Source organism: Brevibacillus sp. SKDU10, assembly GCF_001645205.1.
In the GTDB taxonomy this organism is placed as follows: Bacteria; Bacillota; Bacilli; order Brevibacillales; family Brevibacillaceae; genus Brevibacillus_B; species Brevibacillus_B halotolerans.
In genome coordinates, this window is record NZ_LSSO01000147.1 from 53,467 (window position 1) to 75,876 (window position 22,410).

A 22,410-nucleotide genomic window follows, 5' to 3' on the forward strand; every position below is an offset into this window, starting at 1 on the left:
TTACTCAGGCGAGAATGGAGTGATTTAGGTGTCGAATTTAAGAGAAGAAGCTCTTGAACTTCACAGAGTACATCAAGGAAAGCTAGAAGCAGTTACGAAGGTGCCAGTGCGCGATGCACATGATTTAAGCCTAGCATACTCGCCTGGTGTAGCCGAACCTTGCAAAGAGATTTTTAATGATCCTAGCAAAGTGTACGAATATACCATGAAAGGTAATTTGGTAGCTGTAGTTAGTGACGGAACGGCCGTGCTGGGACTTGGTAATATCGGTCCAGAAGCTGCAATGCCTGTTATGGAAGGAAAAGCGGTATTATTTAAATCGTTTGCTGGAGTAGATGCATTCCCGATCTGCTTAAATACAACGGACAAAGAGAAGATTATTGAAACAGTAAAGCTTCTAGAGCCAACTTTTGGAGGCGTAAACCTAGAAGATATCGCAGCACCTGCATGCTTTGAAATCGAGGAACGTCTGAAAAAAGAAACCAACATTCCAATTTTCCACGATGACCAGCACGGAACAGCCATTGTAACTGCTGCGGGTCTCATCAATGCTTTAAAATTAGTGAATAAAAAAATAGAAGATATCCGTGTAGTTGCCAACGGTGCTGGAGCCGCTGGTATTGCAATTATTAAACTTTTACTTAGCATGGGTGTAAAAGAAGTAATTATGTGCGATACAAAAGGAATTGTGTATGAAGGTCGCCAATTTGGTATGAATCCAGTGAAAGAAGAAATTGCCTTACTAACAAACCGTGACAAAATCGAAGGCGAGCTAGCAGATGCAATGGTTGGGGCTGACGTATTCATTGGTGTTTCCGCAGCAGGAGCTGTTACCCCTGAGATGGTTAAATCTATGAATCGTGATGCGATTATTTTTGCAATGGCTAATCCTACACCTGAGATTATGCCGGATGAGGCTAAAAAGGCAGGAGCGGCAGTAGTAGGAACAGGACGCTCCGATTTCCCGAATCAGGTTAATAATGTACTAGCATTCCCAGGCATTTTCCGCGGTGCGCTGGATACAAGAGCGACTCAAATCAATGAAGAAATGAAATTAGCGGCGGTACATGCTATCGCTGATCTAATCGAGGGAGATCAGCTACACGCTGATTTTGTTATCCCAGCTCCGTTTGATCCTCGTGTTGCTGCGAATGTAGCAGCCGCGGTTGCTAAAGCTGCGATGGATAGCGGTGTAGCTCGGATTAATGTTGATTTAGAAGAAATAAAAGCTAAAACCGTAAAACTTTCTGCTTTCTCAGATCAATAATAGGAAGTAGCCGTATAAGAGAAGGCGATAGCAATCGCCTTCTCCTGATTTTTAGCCGAAGGAGTGGAGTACGATGACAGACTCCTCCACCAATCGGAAAGTGTATGAAGGAATTCTCATGCAATTGAACGAAATCATTGCAGAAGAGAATTTACGTCCTGGGGATAAGCTCCCCTCAGAGCGAGAGCTTTCCGAGCGATTAAGTGTTGGGCGTTCCTCTGTACGTGAGGCGCTACGAGCTTTAGAGCTGTTGGGTCTAATAGAGACAAGACGTGGGGAAGGCACTTTTTTAAAGCATTATCGGCATAACCGGTTGATTGATTTATTAGGCTCTTACATTCTACGTGATGCAAAAACCAAAAAAGATCTCGTAGAAATGCGTAAGATTCTAGAACTGGATGCTGTACGTCTTGCGTGCACCCGAGCAGGGACTAGGCACTTTGAGGAAATGGAGCGCATTTTGGATTCTGCTTGGGATAAGTTGGAGCGAGGAGAGATTCCTTGGGAAGAAGATTACTTATTTCATCGGGTCATATGCAGATCGAGCCGCAATTCTGTCTTACACCGGATATGGGCTCCGCTCGTGGAATATAGTGGCGGGATTCGCAAAGACTCATTAGCACGTGAAGGAAGAGCGCGTATTGCTCATCAGGAACATGTGCAAGTTATGGAGGCAATTCGCGAAGGTAACGCAGTAAAGGCGATGGAATATATGAAGGTACATCTTGACAACAGCATGTTATAAATTGCAGGTGCTGTAGGGGCTGTGATATGATGAGGCACAGATTGTCAGATTTACAGCAGTAAGGAGGATTATCATGTGGACCGTCATCTACATCGCTCCTAGCGCCAAGATTGCCGAACGTATTCAACACCGTTTAACAAGTGAAGGATTTCTGGTGAAGGTTCGTGAGGCTAAAGTATCCAAGCAATATGAGATACTGGTGCCAGAAGGCGAACTGTCCGAAGTGCAAGAGGTTCTCGGCACGGTTCTTCACTGAAACAAATGTGAGGTGATAGTGTGCTCAAAGATCTTTTTGGGAAAAAGCGCAAATTTGCGACTGTACCAAGCGTGTCAATGACGCAAGAAGTTCCGACTGTTGAACCTAAAGAGGTTCCAGAAGGTCTTATGAATAAATGTTCTCATTGTGGAACCATTCATTATTCCAAGGATTTGGAGAAGAATTTAAGAGTCTGCAAAGGCTGTCAGCATCATTTTCCTTTATCTTCTCCAGAGCGCGTACAATCGCTACTGGATAATGGTAGCTTTACGGAAGAATTTGATGCTAATTTAATTTCAGATAACCCTCTTAATTTTCCGGGTTATGAAGATAAATTAGAACAAGATCGTACCAAAACAAATTTGAACGAAGCGGTTATTACGGGCGAGGGTCTGCTTCAGGGGATGCCTGTTGTGTTAGGTGTCATGGATTCACGTTTTCGGATGGGAAGCATGGGCGCAGTTGTTGGTGAAAAAATTACACGGGCAATTGAACGCGCTATTGAGCGCAAGCTGCCGTTTATCCTGTTCTCTGCTTCTGGTGGAGCACGTATGCAGGAAGGAATGATCAGCTTGATGCAGATGGCAAAAACCAGCGCTGCATTGGCTCAAATGGCAAATGAACGCTTGTTGTTTATCTCCGTATTAACTCATCCGACTACCGGTGGTGTATCTGCCAGCTTTGCCTCGCTTGGCGATATTAATATTGCCGAACCAGGTGCTCAGATTGGGTTTGCTGGTCGTCGTATCATTGAACAAACGATTCGTCAGGAGCTTCCAAAGGATTTCCAAACTGCGGAGTTTCTATTAAAGCATGGGCAGCTTGATATGGTAGTGCATCGCAAAGATATGCGAGATACTTTAGGTACATTGGTCGCTTTGCACACACATAGGGAGGGAGAATAATGGCAACAGATCTCTCATTTGAAAAACCATTAGTAGAGCTGCACGATAAAATTAAAGAACTACGTAAGTTTACAGAAGAAAAAGGAATTGATTTTACAGATGAAGTAAAGCGCCTAGAGGAAAAAGCGAAGGATTTGGCCGAGCAAATTTATGGGAATTTAACCCCGTGGCAACGCGTGCAGATTTCTCGTCATCCAGAGCGTCCCACTACGTTTGATTATATCAAGCATATCTTTACTGATTTTATGGAATTACATGGGGATCGTTCCTACGGAGATGATTTGGCGATTGTTGGTGGTATTGCACGCCTAGAAGGCCGACCTGTCACTGTTATCGGTCATCAAAAGGGGAAAGATACCAAAGAAAATATTAGCCGTAATTTTGGTATGGCTCATCCAGAGGGTTATCGTAAAGCGTTGCGATTAATGAAGCAGGCTGAGAAATTTGGTCGACCGATCATTACGTTTATTAATACGCAAGGGGCTTATCCAGGTAAAGCAGCAGAGGAGCGCGGACAGAGCGAAGCGATTGCTCGAAATTTGCTTGAGATGGCTAATTTCACGGTGCCCATTATTTGCGTGGTCATCGGAGAAGGTGGTAGTGGAGGAGCTTTAGGCATTAGTGTCGGTAACCATATCTATATGCTTGAGAACTCCGTTTATTCGGTTATCTCTCCAGAGGGAGCTGCGGCTCTTTTATGGAAAGATTCTAGTCTCGCTATGCGGGCAGCCGAAACCATGAAAATTTCTGCCCCAGATTTATTAGAATTAGGTATCATCGATCAAATCATTCCAGAACCATTTGGTGGGGCACATCGTGATTTAATCCAACAAGCAGGTTTTATTAAACAGTCGTTGCTTAATGGTTTAGCTGAGCTGGAAAAACTGTCCCCTAAAGAATTAGTACAGCATCGTTATAACAAATTTAAACAAATTGGCACATTTACTTCCCTTTCATAAAAAAGGGGAGTTTTTTGCTTTTTTAGACGCTAAAAATCTGTTAGAATCAGTATTCGGAAGACGATCTTGGCAAAAAAAGAAAAACTAACAAAAAGTATGACACAAATTCCAAAATGGAGTGGCTAAAACCGGAAGTTTGTTGTATAACAGCCTATCAATATACGCCATTTATACATACTGCGTGACTAATTTACCGAATTGGTATAACACCATCTTGTTTTCCTAATTATTGGGTGAATATTTGTGGTTTCGATTGTATGAATTTGGTGTTTGTTGACTGTTGGCAAGCATTTTGTTAACAAAATTTTCCCCAGGTTTCTCATTTTCGTTACCAATAGAAAATGATGCAGAGAGCCATCCTAAGGAAAGGAGAAAATGAAGAGGTGAGTACGATGAAAAAAATTGCTGTTTTAACTAGTGGTGGCGATGCTCCAGGTATGAACGCGGCTGTCCGTGCTGCGGTACGTCGAGCTATTTACAAGGGCGTTCAGATTTTTGGAGTTTACAATGGATATAATGGTCTTATTAGCGGTAACATCAAGGAATTAACCCTTGGTTCTGTAGGTGACATTATTCATCGTGGTGGTACAATGCTTTTCACAGCTCGTAGCGACGAGTTCAGAACGGAAGAAGGACGAGCAAAAGCGGTTGAGCAATTAAAGAAACACGGAATTGAAGGTCTAATTGTTGTCGGCGGTGACGGTTCGTTCCGCGGTGCGCAAAAACTAACGCAGCTTGGCTTCCCAACAATTGGTGTTCCGGGTACTATTGATAATGACATCCCATGCACTGACTTTACAATTGGCTTTGACACAGCATTAAACACTGTAGTAGAATGCATTGACAAAATCCGCGATACAGCTACTTCACATGAGCGTACGTACATTGTTGAGGTTATGGGGCGCGATGCAGGCGACTTGGCTCTGTGGGCTGGTTTAGCTGCTGGAGCAGAATCCATCATCATCCCTGAGGCAGATACGGATATGAAGGATATTCTGGAGCGACTACGTTCAGGACATCGCCGCGGTAAAAAGCATTCCATCATTATTGTGGCAGAAGGGGTAGGCCAAGCTTCTCAGTTCGCAGATGTCATCAAGGCAGAAACAGGCTGGGAGACTCGTGTCACTGTTCTAGGACATATTCAACGGGGTGGTTCTCCAACTGCTTTCGACCGTATGTTAGCAAGTCGTTTAGGTGCAGCTGCTGTAGATTTGCTGCTTGATGGCAAAGCGGATCGCATGGTTGGAATTAAGAACAATAACATCGTAGACGTTGACATTGATGAAGCGCTTGATCAAAAACATCAACTAGACTTGTCAATTTACCAATTAGCGCGTTCTCTATCCATTTAATTGGTAACTTTTCAAGAAGCATAACAATTTCAGTGGCGTTCTCATGCATCTAGTTAGGTAATGAACGCCCTGTTCTTTTGCAAAACAAGAATTACTAAGCAATTTTTGGAGGGATTATTTTGTTACGCAAGGCAAAAATCGTATGTACTATTGGACCGGCATCCGAATCGGTGGAAACACTAAAAAAACTAATTAACGCGGGTATGAATGTAGCCCGTTTAAACTTTTCTCACGGTGATTTTGAAGAGCATGGCGCTCGTATCAGAAATATTCGTCAGGCAGCAAAAGAAACAGGTAAATTGGTAGCTATCCTACTAGATACGAAAGGACCTGAAATCCGTACAGGAAGCATGTCTGTAGACGCTGTAGAGCTAGTAGAGGGCAACACCTTCACTTTAACAACTCAAGAGATGGCTGGAACAGCTGAGCGTGTATCAATCACATATCCTGACCTGCCTAACGATGTAAAAGTAGGTAGCCAAATTCTAATCGATGATGGTCTAATCGGCTTGGAAGTTACAAAAATTGAAGGTACGGAAATCGTTTGTGTTATCAAAAACGGCGGTACTCTAAAAAGCAAAAAAGGTGTAAACGTTCCTGGAGTTTCTATCAACCTGCCAGGCATCACTGAGAAGGATGCTGCAGATATCAAGTTTGGTATCGAGCAAGGCGTTGACTTTATCGCTGCTTCCTTTGTGCGCAAGGGCTCAGACGTATTGGAAATCCGTGAAATCCTAGATAAGCATGGAGCAAAAATTGACATCATCTCCAAGATTGAAAACCAAGAGGGTGTTGACAACATCGATGAAATTTTGGCAGTATCCGATGGTTTAATGGTAGCTCGTGGAGACCTTGGTGTAGAAATTCCTGTTGAGGAAGTTCCTGTTTGCCAAAAAATGATGATCCAAAAATGTAACCTGCTAGGTAAACCAGTTATTACAGCAACACAAATGCTGGATTCCATGCAACGCAACCCACGTCCAACTCGTGCAGAAGCAAGTGACGTAGCGAACGCGATTTATGACGGCACAGACGCTATCATGCTTTCTGGTGAAACAGCAGCAGGTAAATATCCAGTAGAATCGGTTCAAACCATGAACAGCATCGCTCTACGTGCAGAGCAAAGCTTGAACTATCGTGAAGTAATGAAGGCTCATGCAACTTGCAACCGTGTAACAGTAACAGACGCAATTTCTCAAGCAGTAGTAAAATCCGCTCTTGATCTAAATGCAGCAGCAGTTATCTCCTCTACAGAAAGTGGACATACAGCTCGTCTTGTTTCTAAATACCGTCCAAAAGCACCAATTATCGCAGTAACTCCACATCAAGGTGTTGCTCGTCGTCTTTCCCTAATGTATGGAGTGTACCCAGTTGTAACGAAGCAAGCAGAAACAACAGATGAAATGTTTGACATCGCTGTACGTGAAGCTTTGACAACAGGTATGGTTAAATACGGTGATTTGGTTGTAATTACAGCGGGTGTTCCGGTTCGTGAAACAGGTACAACCAACCTATTGAAAATCCATGTAATTGGCGATGTGCTTGCTAAAGGACAAGGTATTGGGCAAGCAGTAGTGACTGGTAATGTTGTCGTTGCTCGCACAGCAGAAGAGGCAATGAACAAAGTACAAGAAGGCTCCATCTTGGTATGTCTAGGCACTGATTCTGATATGATTCCTGCATTTGAACGTGCGGCAGCAGTTATCACTGAAGAAGGCGGACTTACTTCTCATGCAGCTATTGTCGGCTTGAACCTAAATACACCTGTTGTAATCGGTGTAAACAATGCTACAGCTATCTTTAAGGATGGCATGGAAGTAACTGTTGATTCAGAACGCGGTAAAATCTTTACTGGTATGGCTCCTGTACTGTAAGGGGCGTTCGTTTCTAGAAAGAAAAGGACTATCGAGATTATTCGATGGTCCTTTTTGTGCTACTATATGAGAGAAGGCTTTACGAAGTTAGGAGGCTATAATGAAATGAATCCAGCTTTTTATCATACCTATCAGCTTCGGGTTCGCTACAGCGAAACAGATCAAATGCAAATCGTATATCATGCAAACTATCTAACATGGTTTGAACTTGGACGAACTGAATATATTAGAGAAGTAGCTGGAATATCATATAAAGGGGTAGAGGAGAAAGGCGTACTATTGCCAGTAACCAACGCAACCTTATCTTTTCATTCACCAGCACGCTATGATGATAAGATTGAAATCCGCACGTTTATTGAGCATGTAACGCCCATCCGTATGAACTTTGGTTATGAGATTTATCGGGTCAATGACAATAAATTATTAGTGTCAGGGAAGACAGAGCATGTTTTTACGAATCCACAAATAAAACCAATCCGTCTTCCTAAAGTGTTTCCAGAGCTGTATTCCTGTTTACAAGCTGAGTATGAAAAATATCTCGGGTAAAGAATTGGTTTGATTAATCGGCAGAGGAAGTGATATGCCCATGTGGTTACGAATTTTGTTTGTGCTTTTTTTAATCATACCGATTTTGGAAATTTGGGGAGTTATTGCAGTAGGAAAAGTGATTGGAGGACCTTGGACGATCCTGTTGGTCATTTTAACATCAGTGGTAGGGGCATATCTTGCTAAAAATCAGGGAACTCAGACCTTAAAATTATTACAGCTACAGCTATCTCGAGGGCAAATGCCGACTGACGCACTGTTGGATGGCTTGTTTATTCTATTTGGCGGTTTTTTACTTGTGTTTCCTGGATTTTTCACTGATATCATTGGTATTATCTTTTTAATACCATATACGAGAATGATATTGCGCTATTTCTTAAAAGCATGGATTATGTCGATGATTGCTTCTGGGAAAATGATCAAGTTTATTCATTTTAGAAGATAATAAAAGAGGGGCTTGCGACCTGATGGGAGCGGGCCTCTTTTTTGTTGAACAGGAGATGGTGTGTGGGGTAACCAAGAGTATCTGAAAAGCCAGGAGGCTACTTATTGTGCCGTTGAACATATGAAAAAGGCGCCAAGTCCAAATGCTGTGGCGCCTTTAACTCAGGGAAGCTGTAATACAATCGTATTACGAATTACGCTAGTTACAATTTCCCTTTTATGATATACATCCATAAATCTTCAAAGATTTTCGCCTTGACTAAAGCGTTGATAATCACTAAACTAACCGGTCCAATAATCAAGCCTAGCACACCGAACAATTCTAAGCCCGCAAATAGGGCTACCAATGTGAGCAAGGGGTCTAGTCCCACATTTTCAGCAACAATCTTTGGCTCGATAATCTGACGGAAGATCACAACGATGCCATACAAGACAGAAAGACCTACTACAAGCCCGTATTGCCCTTTAAAGAACAAGAAAATGATCCATGGTACAAAGACTGTACCTGTGCCCAAATATGGTAGCAAATCGACCAGACCGGTTAATAACCCTATCGTAATCGCATACTCCACACGTAAAAGCAAAAGACCAATAATGACAATGGCTGCGGTAATTGAAATAAGAGTAAGCTGCGCTTTTAAAAACCCTACCAATGCGGAACGCAAGTCTAAGACGATTTGATCCATTCGATGATTAACACCAGTGGGTAAAATCTTGTGCATGCGTGATTTCCACAGGTAAAAATCCTTACTCAAGAAAAATGCACCTAACAAGGAGATGACAAATACCGTACCTAAGCTTGGCAGTGACAAAAGGAAGGCATTGATGCCAGATAAAGCTCCCACGATAATAGTTTGAAAGCTATTGCTAATCGTGTGCAGTGCTTCTTTTACGTTAGAATCAATAGTAGTCTGAGAGTTTATATCCAGTTGTGTATAGAAAAACTGGAACCGATGATATAAATTAGCGATAAAATCATGGGCTAAAAAATTTTGGATATATCCAGTAAACTCTACGGAAAGTCTAGGGAGTAACTTGACCAAATTTCCGATTTCATTTACGGTCGTATTGATCACCAATGTAATGACCCCAGTGACAATAAGCAGCAAAAGCAGCAAAACTACTGTTACGGACAGCCAGCGGGGAAAGCGAAGCCGTTCCGTTAAATTAGTGACTGGGCGGTTTACAATTATCGCAATGATTAAAGAGATAATAAATGGGTAAATAAGAGGAGTGATCTTGATGACTGCAAAATACAAGGCCACGATGCAAAGAATCACCCATAAAAAACGAATGCCTTGAAAAAGGCGCGTTAGCCAAGTTTCCGGGGTCAGTGTAGTTCCCTCCTGATCTATCAATTCATTAAACTTTCACTTTTTCTGTCACGTATTATTATGCAGGAAGAGGTACATTTTACGCAAGTTTTAAGACATTTTGAGCCTAAAGTATAACTGTTTGAATTTTTATCATTCACAAAATCGTCAATATCTTTTATAATTGGTGTCGAAATCATGTTTTGTTGTTTTACTCTTTCTTTTCTAGTTTACCCGTTATATATCTTATGTCTTACTTTCCTGCCTTTTACTTTATGCAAAAAGAAAATTCTTTTTTTTCGATTTTTTCGCAAAAGAATAGGGGGAGAAGATTTATCAAGAAAAATAGCATTTAAACCTATACAGAAAAGGAGAGACGCATATGACAGCTACTAAAGGTTTAGAAGGTGTTGTTGCTGCTCAATCGGCAGTCTGTTCAATCATTGATGGCGTGTTGTGCTATAGAGGTATTAATGTTGATGAATTAGCTGAAAACGCTACCTTTGAAGAAGTGGTATATCTACTTTGGCATGGAGCCCTACCGAAGCGCGATCAGCTGGAAGCCTTCCAGAAGGAATTAGGAGCAAACGCCCAAATCCCTCAAGAGCTTATTGAAAGCATTCGTAATTTTCCCGAAGGCGTTCACTCTATGGCGGCATTGCGCACAGCTGTCTCTTCGCTAGCGCTCTACGACAAAGAGGCACAGGAAATGTCAAAGGAAGCAAATTATCGCAAGTCAATCCGACTAACCGCTCAGACGCCCACTATCGTTGCGGCATATGACCGTCTTCGTAAGGGATTGGAACCAATTGCACCTAGAGAGGAGTATTCCGTTGCTAAAAATTTCCTGTACATGCTAAGCGGAGAAGAACCATCTGATACGGCAGTAAAAGCATTTGATACGGCATTAATTTTACATGCCGACCATGAATTTAATGCTTCTACATTTTCAGCACGCGTGACAGTTGCTACCCTAACAGACATTTATTCTGGTGTGGTATCAGCGATTGGAACCTTGAAAGGCCCATTACATGGAGGAGCTAATGAAGCTGTTGCCACTATGCTAGAAAAAATCGGATCTGTAAACAGAGTCGTTCCTTTTATTCGTCAGGCTTTGGATAATAAGGAAAAAATCATGGGCTTTGGTCATCGTGTTTATAAAGATGGCGATCCGCGTGCAAAGTGGTTGCGTCGTATGTCTAAAGAATTGACTGAACAACAAGGCAAAACAGAATTGTACGAAATGTCAGTGAAGATTGAAGAGATGGTTACAGGTGAAAAAGGATTAAAGCCTAACGTAGACTTCTATTCTGCTTCGGTTTACGTATCACTTGGTTTAGCTATTGACTTATTTACTCCTATTTTTGCGATCAGCCGTATGTCTGGCTGGACGGCTCACATCATGGAGCAATATGAAAATAATCGCTTAATTCGCCCGCGTGCAGACTATATTGGGCCAGTAAATCAACACTTTATACCGATTGATCAAAGATAGTTCACTTGCAATGAAAATTCTGGAACTGCCAATCGTGTGAGATTTGGTGGTTCTAGGCATGTCCTTTGGCAGGATTTTCATGTATTATAAAAAGAGATCAGATTATAAAAACATGGAGGGGTTCCTTTGTTTAAAAATCTTTCTGCACCAACACATGGAGAAAAAATCACCGTAGATAATGGCAAAATGGTTGTACCTAACAATCCAATCATTCCTTTTATTGAAGGGGACGGAACTGGACCTGATATTTGGAATGCATCTGTTCGCGTTTTAGATGCAGTGGTAGAAAAAGCATATAAAGGCGAGAAAAAAATCGCGTGGTTTGAAGTATTTGCTGGTGAAAAAGCATTTAATCAATATGGTGAGTGGCTGCCTGAAGATACATTAACAGCAATTCGTGAATATCTGATCGCAATTAAAGGACCTTTAACAACTCCAGTTGGAGGTGGAATTCGATCTATCAACGTGGCATTGCGTCAAGAGCTTGATCTGTATGCTTGCGTACGCCCTGTTCAATACTTCGATGGAGTACCATCTCCTGTTAAACACCCAGAGCTTACTGACATGGTGATCTTCCGTGAAAATACTGAAGACATCTATGCTGGTGTCGAATGGGCTGAGGGGTCCGATGAAGTTAAAAAAGTTATTCAATTCTTACAAAGCGAAATGGGCGTAAAGAAAATTCGCTTCCCAGAATCTTCTGGTATTGGCATTAAGCCTGTTTCCAAAGACGGTACAGAACGTTTAGTTCGCGCTGCAATTGAGTATGCTTTAGAAAACAACCGTAAATCTGTAACCCTTGTTCACAAAGGCAATATTATGAAATTTACCGAAGGCGCATTCAAAAACTGGGGTTATGAAGTTGCTGAAGCGGAATATGGTGATAAAGTATTTACATGGGCACAGTACGACCGTTTAAAAGCGGAAGGAAAAGATGCCGATCAAGCTCAAAAAGAAGCAGAAGCAGCAGGCAAGCTAATCGTAAAAGATGTGATTGCAGACGCTTTCTTGCAACAAATCTTGACTCGTCCAGCAGAATATGATGTAGTAGCTACATTGAACCTAAATGGTGACTACATTTCCGACGCACTGGCTGCACAAGTTGGAGGCATTGGTATCGCCCCTGGTGCCAACATCAACTATTTGACAGGTCATGCTATTTTTGAAGCAACCCATGGTACAGCTCCAAAATATGCTGGTCTTGATAAAGTAAATCCATCTTCTGTAATCCTGTCTGGTGAAATGATGCTTCGTCATTTAGGTTGGAATGAAGCAGCTGATCTGTTGATAGCAGCAATGGAAAAAACAATTTCATCTAAAGAAGTTACGTATGATTTTGCCCGTCTGATGGATGGTGCAAAAGAACTGAAAACATCTGAATTTGCAGATGCCTTAATCAAAAATCTTTAGGAATCGAAAACTTGAGGAGGTCTATTACATGTCTTTTCAACGCAAAAAAATCGCAGTCATCGGTAGTGGTTTCACAGGTGCAACAACAGCTTTTATCCTAGCTCAAAAGGAATTGGGTGATGTTGTTCTTGTTGATATCCCTCAATTAGAGAATCCTACAAAAGGAAAAGCATTAGACATGATGGAATCTTCCCCTGTACTAGGCTTTGATTCAAAAATCACAGGTACTGCTAACTATGCGGATATCCAAGGTGCTGATATGGTTATCATTACTGCTGGTATCGCTCGTAAACCTGGTATGTCCCGTGATGACTTGGTAAATACGAATGCTGGTATCATGAAATCAGTAGCAGAAAACGTAAAAATCTATGCTCCAAACTCAACTGTTATCATATTGTCTAACCCAGTTGATGCAATGACTTACACATTCTACAAAGCATCTGGTTTCCCTAAAGAGCGTGTTATTGGTCAATCAGGTGTCCTAGATACAGCTCGTTTCCGTACATTCGTTGCTGAAGAATTGAACGTATCTGTAGAAGACGTAACAGGCTTCGTACTAGGTGGACACGGTGATGACATGGTTCCACTTGTTCGTTATTCCTATGCTGGTGGTATCCCACTAGAAACATTAATTCCAAAAGATCGTCTTGATGCAATCGTGGAACGCACCCGTAAAGGTGGCGGTGAAATTGTTAGCTTGTTAGGCAATGGTTCCGCTTACTATGCACCGGCTGCTTCTATTGTTCAAATGGCAGAAGCAATCCTAAAAGACAAAAAACGCATTCTTCCATCTATTGCTTTATTGCAAGGCGAATATGGTTACCAAGATCTATACCTAGGTGTACCAACCCTGCTTGGTAAAGATGGTATCGAAAAAATCTATGAACTAGAATTGACAGAAGACGAAAAAGCAGCTTTGGAAAAATCCGCTGACGCTGTTCGCAATGTCATGAAAGTTCTTCAATAGAAAAAAGTATGACTAAAAAGGAGAGCCATCGTTGCTCTCCTTTTTGTTTGTAACCGCTATCTATCCCACCACTGCGCCATCCATAAATCCTTACAGGAAGAAAACCAAATCTTTACAAGAAAATTACTTGCACCGCTAAATGTCATCTGTCAGACTGAGATTACAAGCCTAGAATACAAAGCATAAAGGCAATACTACAGAAGAGATAAGTTGAGAATTACATATAGGGGGAAGCATAAGTGACGAAGATTTTGGTAGTAGAAGATGAGGTATCTATTTCTAAATTGATTCAATTTAATTTGGAAAAGGCGGGCTATGAGGTAATTACCGCTTTTGACGGCAAACAGGCGTTAACAATGGCGCGTGAAGAGAAGCCAGATTTTATCATCTTAGACCTAATGCTTCCATATATGGATGGTCTAGATGTCTGCAAAACACTTCGTCAGGAACGAATCAATACTCCTATCCTTATCTTGACGGCAAAAGAGGATGAGCTGGACAAAATTTTAGGGCTCGAATTGGGAGCAGATGATTATATTACAAAGCCCTTTAGCCCTAGAGAAGTTGTCGCACGAGTCAAAGCTATTTTGCGCCGTTTTAATGCTAAGCCAGAACCAGATCAGGAAAAAGAAGAAGAGCGTCAGTACTCATTTGGAGAAATCGTGATCTATCCAGAAAAATATGAGGTCTTCCTCCGTGATGAGAAGGTGGAGCTGACTCCGAAAGAATTTGAGTTGCTTCAATACCTTGCAAGTAATGTTGGACGTGTTTTAACACGTGACCAATTGCTTAATGCAGTATGGAATTATGATTTTGTAGGTGATTCTCGAATTGTAGATGTACATGTCAGCCATTTGCGAGAAAAGTTGGAGCAGGATACCAAAAACCCACGCTATATTAAAACGGTGCGTGGTCTCGGCTATAAATTAGAAGGCTAGGTCAGGGAGGGTACAGTGAATCGATTTCGCCTGAAGCTTACCTTTACAATACTAAGCTTAATTTCGCTTGTTCTTATTGTAATCGGGATATTTATTGGGAAAGTTATGGAGCGATCCTATCTACAGATGCAATATGATCTTTTAAGAAAAGAAGCCTTATTTATCTCTGAAACGATCATTGATCCAAAAATATTAACTCAGCAGGAGCGTTTAGAAGCCCAAATTCAGCACTTTACTGAATCTATGGAGGTGCGTATTACTGTTGTTGATCCTTTGGGAGTAGTAATGGCTGATACCTCAGGTGTAGACCAAAAGCTGAAAAATCATGCTCATCGGCCAGAGATCGAAGCGGCCCTCAGGGGTCAGGTAGGAATCGCTCATCGGGAAAGTGATACTCTACATCAGCAGATGATCTATGTGGCTGTGCCATTGAAGGATAATAGGACAGGACAAGTCGTTGGGGCGGTTCGTTCCGCTATGTCCATGCAGACCATTACTCAATCTGTTCATCAGATGTGGTTTAGTTTGGTCATGGGACTTGTAATTACTTTGATTATCGGTAGCATTGTCAGTTCACGCATCTCCCATGGCATTACAAAGCCAATTGAAGAGATTATTCGGGTAGCAAGAAATATTACGCAGCGTCAGTACGAGAGTCGCGTCAAAATTAAGCCTCGCGATGAACTAGGTCAATTAGCAACAGCGATTAATTTTATGGCGTCTAGTTTGGAACAACAGATGTATCAAATATCGGAGAATCAGCAACGCTTAACAGGAGTGCTGGCGACGATGCCTAGTGGCGTGATTTTAATCGCCGAGAATGGGCGAATTGAGCTTATAAATAATGCGGTTGAAAAAATGTTGAACATATCCAGTTCTGAATTAGTAGGGAAATTACATTTTGAAGCAGGTCATAATTACGGCTTTAGTAAGCATATTGATGATGTCATGCGCACGGGGGAACGCAAACGGGATGAAATTCATATTTTTTATCCAACAGAGCGGATGATCTATGCGGACTTTTCTCCTTATGTGAACTACCGTGGTGAAATTAAAGGTGTTCTGGCAGTGCTAAATGACATTACAGATATCCGCCGATTAGAAAAGATGCGCAGTGATTTCGTCGCGAATGTTTCCCATGAACTACGCACACCTATTACCTCTATTAAAGGCTTCACGGAAACCTTATTAGACGGAGCACTTAAGGATGAAGAGATTAGCAGGCACTTTTTGCAAATTATTTATGACGAGAGTGAACGTCTTTTTCGATTAATTAGTGACATTTTAGATTTATCTAAAATTGAGCAAAAACGAATAACACTGACTTACACTGAGGTAGAGATGCACCGGCTCATAGAAGAAACAGCAGTCTTGCTTCGAGAACAACTGCAGCGAAAAGAGCTTAAGCTCATTTTGCCTGCCGATCAAGGAATTATGCTGCGCGCTGATAAGGATTGCTTGCAGCAGATTTTGCTTAACCTGCTGGCAAATGCGATAGCTTATACACCAGAGGGCGGGAACATCACGATTGAACTGAGAAGGGATGAGGATTATCTTTACCTGGATGTTGCAGATACGGGCATAGGGATTCCAGAGGATGATCTTGGACGGATTTTTGAGCGGTTCTATCGTGTTGATAAAGCTCGATCACGTGATTCTGGTGGGACTGGTTTAGGCTTAGCTATTGTGAAGCACATATGTGAGTCTTTACATGGATCAATTACTGTAAGAAGTACGGAGGGTGTTGGCTCTGTGTTTTCGGTTATCTTACCCTTGGACAATCCAATCTCATAATTAATGGAATGAAATAGAGTGCCAAACCGCCATTAGAGCTGTAGCACTCTATTTTTACTGTAAAGATTTCCTGTACGAAAAAAGATTTCCTAAGCATTAGTCATCGAGTGAAATAATCACCTCTTGTTCATACTACAAAAGGGAGGTGAAGGATTCTGTGATTAGTCTGATGGCAGGCTTGATGCTGGTTTTACAATTACAAGGAAATATACCAGTTGTTCAAAAGATGAAACAGGATGTCGTCTCAATAGACCGAAAAGCATTTACTCTTCCATTTACACATATTCCTATTCTGGATGTTTCTAAACTGGAAGCGTACATGTCAAGGCTTGAGAAGCAGGTATATCGTTCTCCAATAAATGCCAAATGGGATGAACGTGAGAAAATCATCCCAGAAAAACATGGCCAGCGTTTAAATCGTCAAGCCTTTATGGAATTATTTATTTCTTATTTTTATACCAATCAACAAACTCAATTACAAATTCCTACTCTTACGGTTTTACCTAAAGTAGATGCTTCATTATTGAAAGAAGTTTCACAAAAACAGATTGGTGCTTATGTTACTTACTATAATCCTCGCAATAAGAATCGAGCTAGTAATATTGCCCTCTCTAGCAAATCCATCGACAATGTGGTGTTGTTTCCTGGAGAAACGTTTTCTTTTAATCAAACAGTAGGAGAAAGAACCACAAACAAGGGATATTTACCTGCTCCAGTAATTGTTCGGGGAGAATTATCGGAAGGGATTGGCGGGGGAATTTGTCAGGTTTCTTCTACTTTATATAATGCTGTGGACAAGTCGGGTTTAAAAATTTTACAGCGTTATGCCCATAGCCGTAATGTTGCTTATGTACCTCCGGGCAGAGACGCGACGGTTAGCTGGTATGGTCCCGATTTTCGTTTTCAAAATCGCTACGCATACCCAATCCTGATTCGAGCAAGAGCTAGTAATGGCATGGTGGTTGTTCGGATATTTTCTTTCTCAGATTTAGATTATGATCCGCGTGAGGTACCTACCGTTCGTAAGCGATTGCCGGAAGAAACTGACCAGCCATTGGACAATGAAAGTAGTAAATCACAGCCAAAACTGCCATTACACTAAGGAAATGTGCACTCCCTTATAAGGTATAAATTATAACCAAAGTATAATATATATATGAAAAAAGTTGCAATCAACTATAAATATTTCTATCATTATTACTAGGTTTCTACTAGAGACGATACACAAGAATGAGGGAGTGCGATGAGAACATATGGCTAAGCAACACAAAAAAACGACCCTATCTTCGTTTTTACTAAAGTTTATTTTTATTACCATTGGAGCCATTATGATGGCTGTATCACTGGAGCTGTTCCTTGTTCCTAATAAAGTGATTGACGGAGGAATTGCTGGTATCTCCATTATGATGTCCTCCATTACCAATTTACCATTGGGATTATTTCTCTTCTTCTTCAACTTACCGTTTTTGATTATTGGCTTTAAGCAAATCGGTAAAACCTTTGCTATTTCTACTCTGTACGGAATCGCAATCATGTCGTTAACGACTTCCATGCTCCATCATGTACCCGCATTTACGAATGAAAAAATGCTCGCCGTTTTGTTTGGTGGTGTCATTCTTGGGGTGGGTGTAGGTCTAGTTATCCGTTTTGGGGGTACATTAGATGGAACAGAAATCGTTGCGATCCTGCTATCTAGAAAAACTAGAGTTCCTGTTGGGCAGCTTATCATGTTTATCAATTTCTTTATTTTTATCATGGCTGGCTTTGTCTTTGAATGGGATTCTGCTATGTATTCGATTTTTACCTATTATATAGCCTTTAAATTGATTGATATTGTCGTAGAGGGCTTAAATGAATCTAAATCAGTAACGATTATTTCGAAAGAATTCGAAGAAATTTCTGAGGCAATTAATGCGCGTTTGGGACGCAGTACAACTTATGTCTACGCACGAGGTGGATACAGCAAGGAAGAAACACAAATGATCTATTGTGTTGTTACGCGCTTGGAAGTGGCTAAGCTGCGTGCTATTATACACGAGATTGACGACAATGCGTTCATCGCCATTGAGCATGTTTCAGATGTTTCTGGTGGTAATTTTGCCAAAAAAGATATTCATTAGACGAAAAAACAAAAATCCCTTGTCAAAAGCAAGGGATTTTTATTATTCCTACCATAAGAAATGAATCACTCGAGCGACCATATAACCAAGCACGATCGTCCAAATTACTTTTCCCCATCTGGGAAGGTTAGCTATATATTCACCCATTCCTTTAAAAAAACTACGTTGTTTCATTTTGATTCAGTTCCTCCTTTGGCCTGTTAAAGCGGATAAAAAGGAAAATTCCGAACAGAATGATGAAGCCGCCAATCCATTGTGGCAACGTAACGATATCACCAAAAATCAAATAAGCAAGAATGCAGGTGCCAATCGGTTCAAAAAGAATCCCTACGGAAACGGTAGTAGTATTTAGCCATTTAATGACCCAATTCAAAATAGAATGGCCAAGTAAAGTAGGGAAGAAAGCTAAACAGATAAACCATCCCCAGTCCGCGAGCGGATATCCTGTCAGTGCATGACCATAAAATAAACTATGTCCAAGTAGAAAGACAGAACTGATAAGATAGACAACGAAGCTATATGCTGTCGATGATATACCACGACGAAGATACTGTCCAATTAACCAGTATAACGTCACAACAAAGGCTGCAAGCAAGGCTAGTAAATCTCCGTATAGAGCCATTCCTCCTACACGAAAATCTCCCCAACCAATAACAAAGCTACCCATGATCGCAAAAATACCACCAGCCATGGCTAATTTACTCAGGCGTTCCTTAAAGAGAAAATAGCCACCGACAAAGGCAAATAGAGGCTGAAGCGTTACAAGCACCGTAGAGCTGGCAATGGAAGTATAATGAAGCGATTCAAACCAGAGCAGGAAATGAGCGGCTAGAAAGCCTCCAGATAGAATACTTAATAGCCATTGCTTTCTGCTAAATTGAACGATTTCACGCCAAGTACCTTTATTTATAAACAGAAAGGGTATGGTCAGTATAACGGAAAACAACAGGCGATAGGTGGCTATGACTGGTGCTGGCGCCGATGATAGCTTAACAAAGATAGCAGAAGTTGAAATGGCTAAAACAGCTAAAAATAAGGCAAAATAAGGCGGTATGATGGGTCTCTCCATGATTGTAATATCCTCTCAGTCACAACAGTTATCGTTATTGAAAAAATGAAAAAACCAGCTAGACTCACTGGCAGACCATATGTAGTCTGCCCTTATTTTACAAGAGGAGGGTCCAACTCACAACCGTGATGAAACGCTGATGTGAAACGGACTCTTCGTGGTTAAGCGATTGCCCAGTTTCCTTTTTTCTTTTAGGTCTACCTGTGGTAAGATGAAAGGTAATGAATTAACAGAAAGGGGTCGGACGCACATGAGCCATTTTGTGCTGATTGATGGGAATAGTATCGCTAACCGTGCCTTTTATGCGTTGCCGCTACTGTCCACCTCACAGGGACTTCACACGAATGCAGTACTTGGTTTTACGACCATGCTGCTAAAAGTAATCGATGAAATGAAACCGACTCATATTCTAGTTGCTTTTGATGCAGGTAAGGTGGTATTTCGCCACTCTGAATATACAGAGTACAAGGGAGGACGCGCTAAGACGCCCTCTGAGTTATCCGAGCAATTTCCATTAATTCGCGAGCTATTAGACGCGTTTTCGATAAAAAGATTTGAATTAGAAGGCTATGAAGCTGACGATATCATCGGAACGTTAACATTACGAGCTGAAGAGGAACAGATCAAAACGACCGTAATCACCGGGGATAAAGATATGCTGCAACTAGTGTCCCCGTATGTATCTACAGCAATTACGCGAAAAGGGATCAGTGAAATCGAGCTGTATTCGACAGAGGAAATCTTTGAAAAATATGGCTTAAAGCCTGAACAGATCATTGACCTGAAAGGGTTAATGGGGGATAGCTCCGACAATATTCCAGGTGTTCCAGGGGTAGGGGAGAAAACGGCACTTAAATTATTGCACCAATTCGGTTCTGTTGAAGAGGTGCTAGCTAATATCGAGCAGGTGTCTGGCAAAAAGCTACAGGAAAATCTACGCAACAATGTAGAGCAAGCAAAAATGAGTAAATCGCTTGCAACCATTATGCGTGATATACCAGTTGACATGAGTATTGCTGATTCTCAATTTACAGGATACGAGTCTGATAAGCTAATTGAGTTCTTTAAAAAAATGGAATTTAAATCATTACTATCTAAGGTAAAGGGTGGTAATAGCATTGCAGATAGCTATGGCCAGGGCAGTGTAGAAGCGTCTGAAGGCTCTTCAGGGAACACTTCGTTACTAGACAAGCCTTTTACTTATACCGTTGTCGAAGAAGGAAAATTGGCCGATTATGAGCCTCTATTGACCTCTCCCATGAGCTTGGTGGTAGAGATGGATGGAGAGAACTATCATTATGCGCCAATTCTTGGATTTGGTTTAGCTACAGAAGAACAAGCTTTATTCATTCCTTATGAAACGGCTAAAAGCTGGACAGCCTTTACGGATTGGCTACAGGATGCCTCTAAACAAAAATGGGTCTTCGATGGCAAACGTGAAACAGTTGGTCTTTGCTGGCATGAAATGGACATAAAGGGAATTGATTTTGACTTATTCCTTGCATCCTATTTGATTAATGCTAGTGAGAGCAACCCTACTCTATCTGATGCTACTGCCAAATTCTCGTCTGTCAAGGTGGCGTCTGATGAGGATATCTATGGCAAAGGGGCAAAGCGAAGCCTACCGTCGATGGAGCTCATTAGTGAACATGTAGCGCGTAAGGCGCAGGCTTTGTGGCAGAGTGTTCTTCAAGCCAAAGAAGAGCTTACGGCTAACCAATTAACAGAGCTTTACACAAAGATTGAACAGCCACTTAGTCTGGTGCTTGCCGATATGGAAGAGATAGGTGTTCTGATCAATCAGGAGCAGCTTCATCAGATGGGCGAGGAGCTGGACAAGCAATTAGAGGCGTTGACTGAGAAAATTTATGAGCAGGCAGGTACTACGTTTAACATAAATTCTCCGAAGCAATTAGGGGAGATTCTGTTTGAACGCATGGGAATTCCGCCTGAGAAGAAAACGAAGACAGGCTATTCTACCAGCGCAGATGTGCTAGAGAAGCTGGCGCAAAAGTATCCGATCGTGATAGATATTCTTACGTACCGTCAATTAGGTAAGCTACGTTCTACTTATATTGAAGGTCTTTTAAAAGAGATTCATGGCAAAACAGGCAGGGTGCATACGCGCTTCAACCAAGCCACAACTGCTACCGGACGGCTTAGCAGCACGGAGCCTAATCTGCAAAACATCCCGATCCGTTTGGAAGAGGGGCGTAAAATCAGAAAAGCATTTGTGCCGACAAATGACAACTGCTATATCCTCGCTGCTGATTATTCGCAGATCGAGCTGAGAATTTTAGCGCATATTTCGAAGGATCCCAACCTAATTGACGCCTTCGTAAATAATATGGACATTCATACACGCACAGCGATGGACGTATTCGGAGTAAGCGAAGACGAGGTAACTTCCAATATGCGCCGCCAAGCGAAGGCTGTTAATTTTGGAATTGTCTACGGAATCAGCGATTTTGGTTTATCTCAGAATTTAAATATACCGCGTAAGGAAGCGGCTGAATTTATAGCCCGCTATTTTGATGTATTTTCAGGTGTTCAGAATTACATGGAAGAGATTAAGCATCAGGCAAAGAAGGATGGCTATGTGACGACACTACTGCACCGCCGTCGTTATCTACCAGATATTGCAAGTAAAAACTTTAATCTACGTTCTTTTGCAGAGCGCACTGCTATGAACACTCCTATTCAAGGAACGGCTGCCGATATTATTAAATTAGCGATGATCCAGATGCAAGAGGCCCTCGTTGAGAATCAGCTAAAAAGTCGCATGCTTCTTCAGGTACACGATGAATTGGTGTTTGAGGTTCCAGAGGATGAATTAGAAACGATGCAAAAGTTGGTAGCTAACGTGATGGAGAACGCACTAAAACTGGACGTTCCACTTAGAGTAGATGTAAATTATGGGAAAACCTGGTATGACGCCAAGTAGGAGGGACATCTA

General features: G+C 41.6%; 20 protein-coding genes. 17 read left to right on the plus strand and 3 right to left on the minus strand.

What is annotated here, in order from left to right; all coding sequences use genetic code 11:
* Positions 1 to 28 precede the first annotated feature (28 nt).
* From ystJ to AYJ08_RS10605, 9 genes are all read left to right on the plus strand, one after another.
* Positions 29 to 1,267 carry an NADP-dependent malic enzyme gene (gene ystJ / locus AYJ08_RS10565; protein ID WP_064017694.1) on the plus strand — a complete coding sequence of 413 codons (1,239 nt, stop codon included), beginning with the start codon at positions 29 to 31 and terminating at the stop codon, positions 1,265 to 1,267.
* Between the two features lie 73 nt (positions 1,268 to 1,340).
* A complete protein-coding gene (locus AYJ08_RS10570; protein ID WP_031411129.1) occupies positions 1,341 to 2,012 on the plus strand; it encodes a FadR/GntR family transcriptional regulator in 672 nt (223 codons plus the stop codon).
* 73 nt (positions 2,013 to 2,085) lie between these two features.
* Positions 2,086 to 2,268: a hypothetical protein gene (locus AYJ08_RS10575; RefSeq protein WP_003335246.1), complete on the plus strand. Its 183-nt coding sequence runs from the start codon at positions 2,086 to 2,088 to the stop codon at positions 2,266 to 2,268.
* Positions 2,269 to 2,288: 20 nt separating this feature from the next.
* The gene (gene accD, locus AYJ08_RS10580) at positions 2,289 to 3,173 is read left to right on the plus strand and encodes an acetyl-CoA carboxylase, carboxyltransferase subunit beta (protein ID WP_031411128.1); all 885 of its coding nucleotides are present in this window, start codon (positions 2,289 to 2,291) and stop codon (positions 3,171 to 3,173) included.
* Positions 3,173 to 4,132 carry an acetyl-CoA carboxylase carboxyl transferase subunit alpha gene (gene accA, locus AYJ08_RS10585; RefSeq protein WP_003339135.1) on the plus strand — a complete coding sequence of 320 codons (960 nt, stop codon included), beginning with the start codon at positions 3,173 to 3,175 and terminating at the stop codon, positions 4,130 to 4,132. Before accD ends, accA begins: the two co-directional genes overlap by 1 nt.
* A 392-nt stretch (positions 4,133 to 4,524) precedes the next feature.
* Positions 4,525 to 5,484: a 6-phosphofructokinase gene (pfkA, locus tag AYJ08_RS10590; protein WP_064017695.1), complete on the plus strand. Its 960-nt coding sequence runs from the start codon at positions 4,525 to 4,527 to the stop codon at positions 5,482 to 5,484.
* A 119-nt stretch (positions 5,485 to 5,603) separates the two neighbouring features.
* A complete protein-coding gene (gene pyk, locus AYJ08_RS10595) occupies positions 5,604 to 7,358 on the plus strand; it encodes a pyruvate kinase (RefSeq protein ID WP_031411126.1) in 1,755 nt (584 codons plus the stop codon).
* Between the two features lie 105 nt (positions 7,359 to 7,463).
* Complete coding sequence (locus tag AYJ08_RS10600) at positions 7,464 to 7,904, plus strand: acyl-CoA thioesterase (RefSeq protein ID WP_064017696.1); 441 nt, start codon at positions 7,464 to 7,466, stop codon at positions 7,902 to 7,904.
* A 40-nt stretch (positions 7,905 to 7,944) separates the two neighbouring features.
* Positions 7,945 to 8,349, plus strand: coding sequence for an FxsA family protein (locus tag AYJ08_RS10605; protein ID WP_022583804.1), 405 nt, complete (start codon positions 7,945 to 7,947; stop codon positions 8,347 to 8,349).
* A gap of 202 nt (positions 8,350 to 8,551) precedes the next feature.
* Here the strand turns inward: AYJ08_RS10605 and ytvI are convergent, their stop codons facing one another.
* The gene (ytvI, locus tag AYJ08_RS10610; protein ID WP_064017697.1) at positions 8,552 to 9,706 is read right to left on the minus strand and encodes a sporulation integral membrane protein YtvI; all 1,155 of its coding nucleotides are present in this window, start codon (positions 9,704 to 9,706) and stop codon (positions 8,552 to 8,554) included.
* 337 nt (positions 9,707 to 10,043) lie between these two features.
* Between ytvI and citZ the strand changes: the two genes are divergently transcribed.
* The 7 genes from citZ to AYJ08_RS10645 all read left to right on the plus strand — a co-directional run bounded on the left by citZ (position 10,044) and on the right by AYJ08_RS10645 (position 18,385).
* Entirely contained in the window at positions 10,044 to 11,156 is a 1,113-nt protein-coding gene (citZ, locus tag AYJ08_RS10615; protein WP_064017698.1) for a citrate synthase, read from the plus strand.
* Positions 11,157 to 11,282: 126 nt separating this feature from the next.
* Positions 11,283 to 12,566: an NADP-dependent isocitrate dehydrogenase gene (gene icd / locus AYJ08_RS10620; protein ID WP_031411122.1), complete on the plus strand. Its 1,284-nt coding sequence runs from the start codon at positions 11,283 to 11,285 to the stop codon at positions 12,564 to 12,566.
* A gap of 28 nt (positions 12,567 to 12,594) precedes the next feature.
* Positions 12,595 to 13,533: a malate dehydrogenase gene (gene mdh / locus AYJ08_RS10625; RefSeq protein WP_031411121.1), complete on the plus strand. Its 939-nt coding sequence runs from the start codon at positions 12,595 to 12,597 to the stop codon at positions 13,531 to 13,533.
* Between the two features lie 239 nt (positions 13,534 to 13,772).
* Positions 13,773 to 14,471, plus strand: a complete 699-nt coding sequence (locus AYJ08_RS10630) for a response regulator transcription factor (protein ID WP_003339131.1) — start codon at positions 13,773 to 13,775, stop codon at positions 14,469 to 14,471.
* 15 nt (positions 14,472 to 14,486) lie between these two features.
* Positions 14,487 to 16,265, plus strand: coding sequence for a two-component system histidine kinase PnpS (gene pnpS, locus AYJ08_RS10635; RefSeq protein WP_064017699.1), 1,779 nt, complete (start codon positions 14,487 to 14,489; stop codon positions 16,263 to 16,265).
* A 157-nt stretch (positions 16,266 to 16,422) separates the two neighbouring features.
* Complete coding sequence (locus AYJ08_RS10640) at positions 16,423 to 17,367, plus strand: VanW family protein (protein ID WP_082890923.1); 945 nt, start codon at positions 16,423 to 16,425, stop codon at positions 17,365 to 17,367.
* 151 nt (positions 17,368 to 17,518) lie between these two features.
* Positions 17,519 to 18,385, plus strand: a complete 867-nt coding sequence (locus AYJ08_RS10645; RefSeq protein ID WP_031411118.1) for a YitT family protein — start codon at positions 17,519 to 17,521, stop codon at positions 18,383 to 18,385.
* 48 nt (positions 18,386 to 18,433) lie between these two features.
* Here AYJ08_RS10645 and AYJ08_RS24750 read toward each other — a convergent pair whose 3' ends face one another.
* The gene (locus AYJ08_RS24750) at positions 18,434 to 18,559 is read right to left on the minus strand and encodes a hypothetical protein (protein WP_255365460.1); all 126 of its coding nucleotides are present in this window, start codon (positions 18,557 to 18,559) and stop codon (positions 18,434 to 18,436) included.
* Positions 18,546 to 19,454: a DMT family transporter gene (locus AYJ08_RS10650; RefSeq protein WP_064017700.1), complete on the minus strand. Its 909-nt coding sequence runs from the start codon at positions 19,452 to 19,454 to the stop codon at positions 18,546 to 18,548. The genes AYJ08_RS24750 and AYJ08_RS10650 overlap by 14 nt, the downstream gene beginning before the upstream one ends.
* Before the next feature lie 250 nt (positions 19,455 to 19,704).
* Between AYJ08_RS10650 and polA the strand changes: the two genes are divergently transcribed.
* Positions 19,705 to 22,398, plus strand: coding sequence for a DNA polymerase I (gene polA / locus AYJ08_RS10655; RefSeq protein WP_064017701.1), 2,694 nt, complete (start codon positions 19,705 to 19,707; stop codon positions 22,396 to 22,398).
* The last annotated feature ends 12 nt before the right edge of the window (positions 22,399 to 22,410 follow it).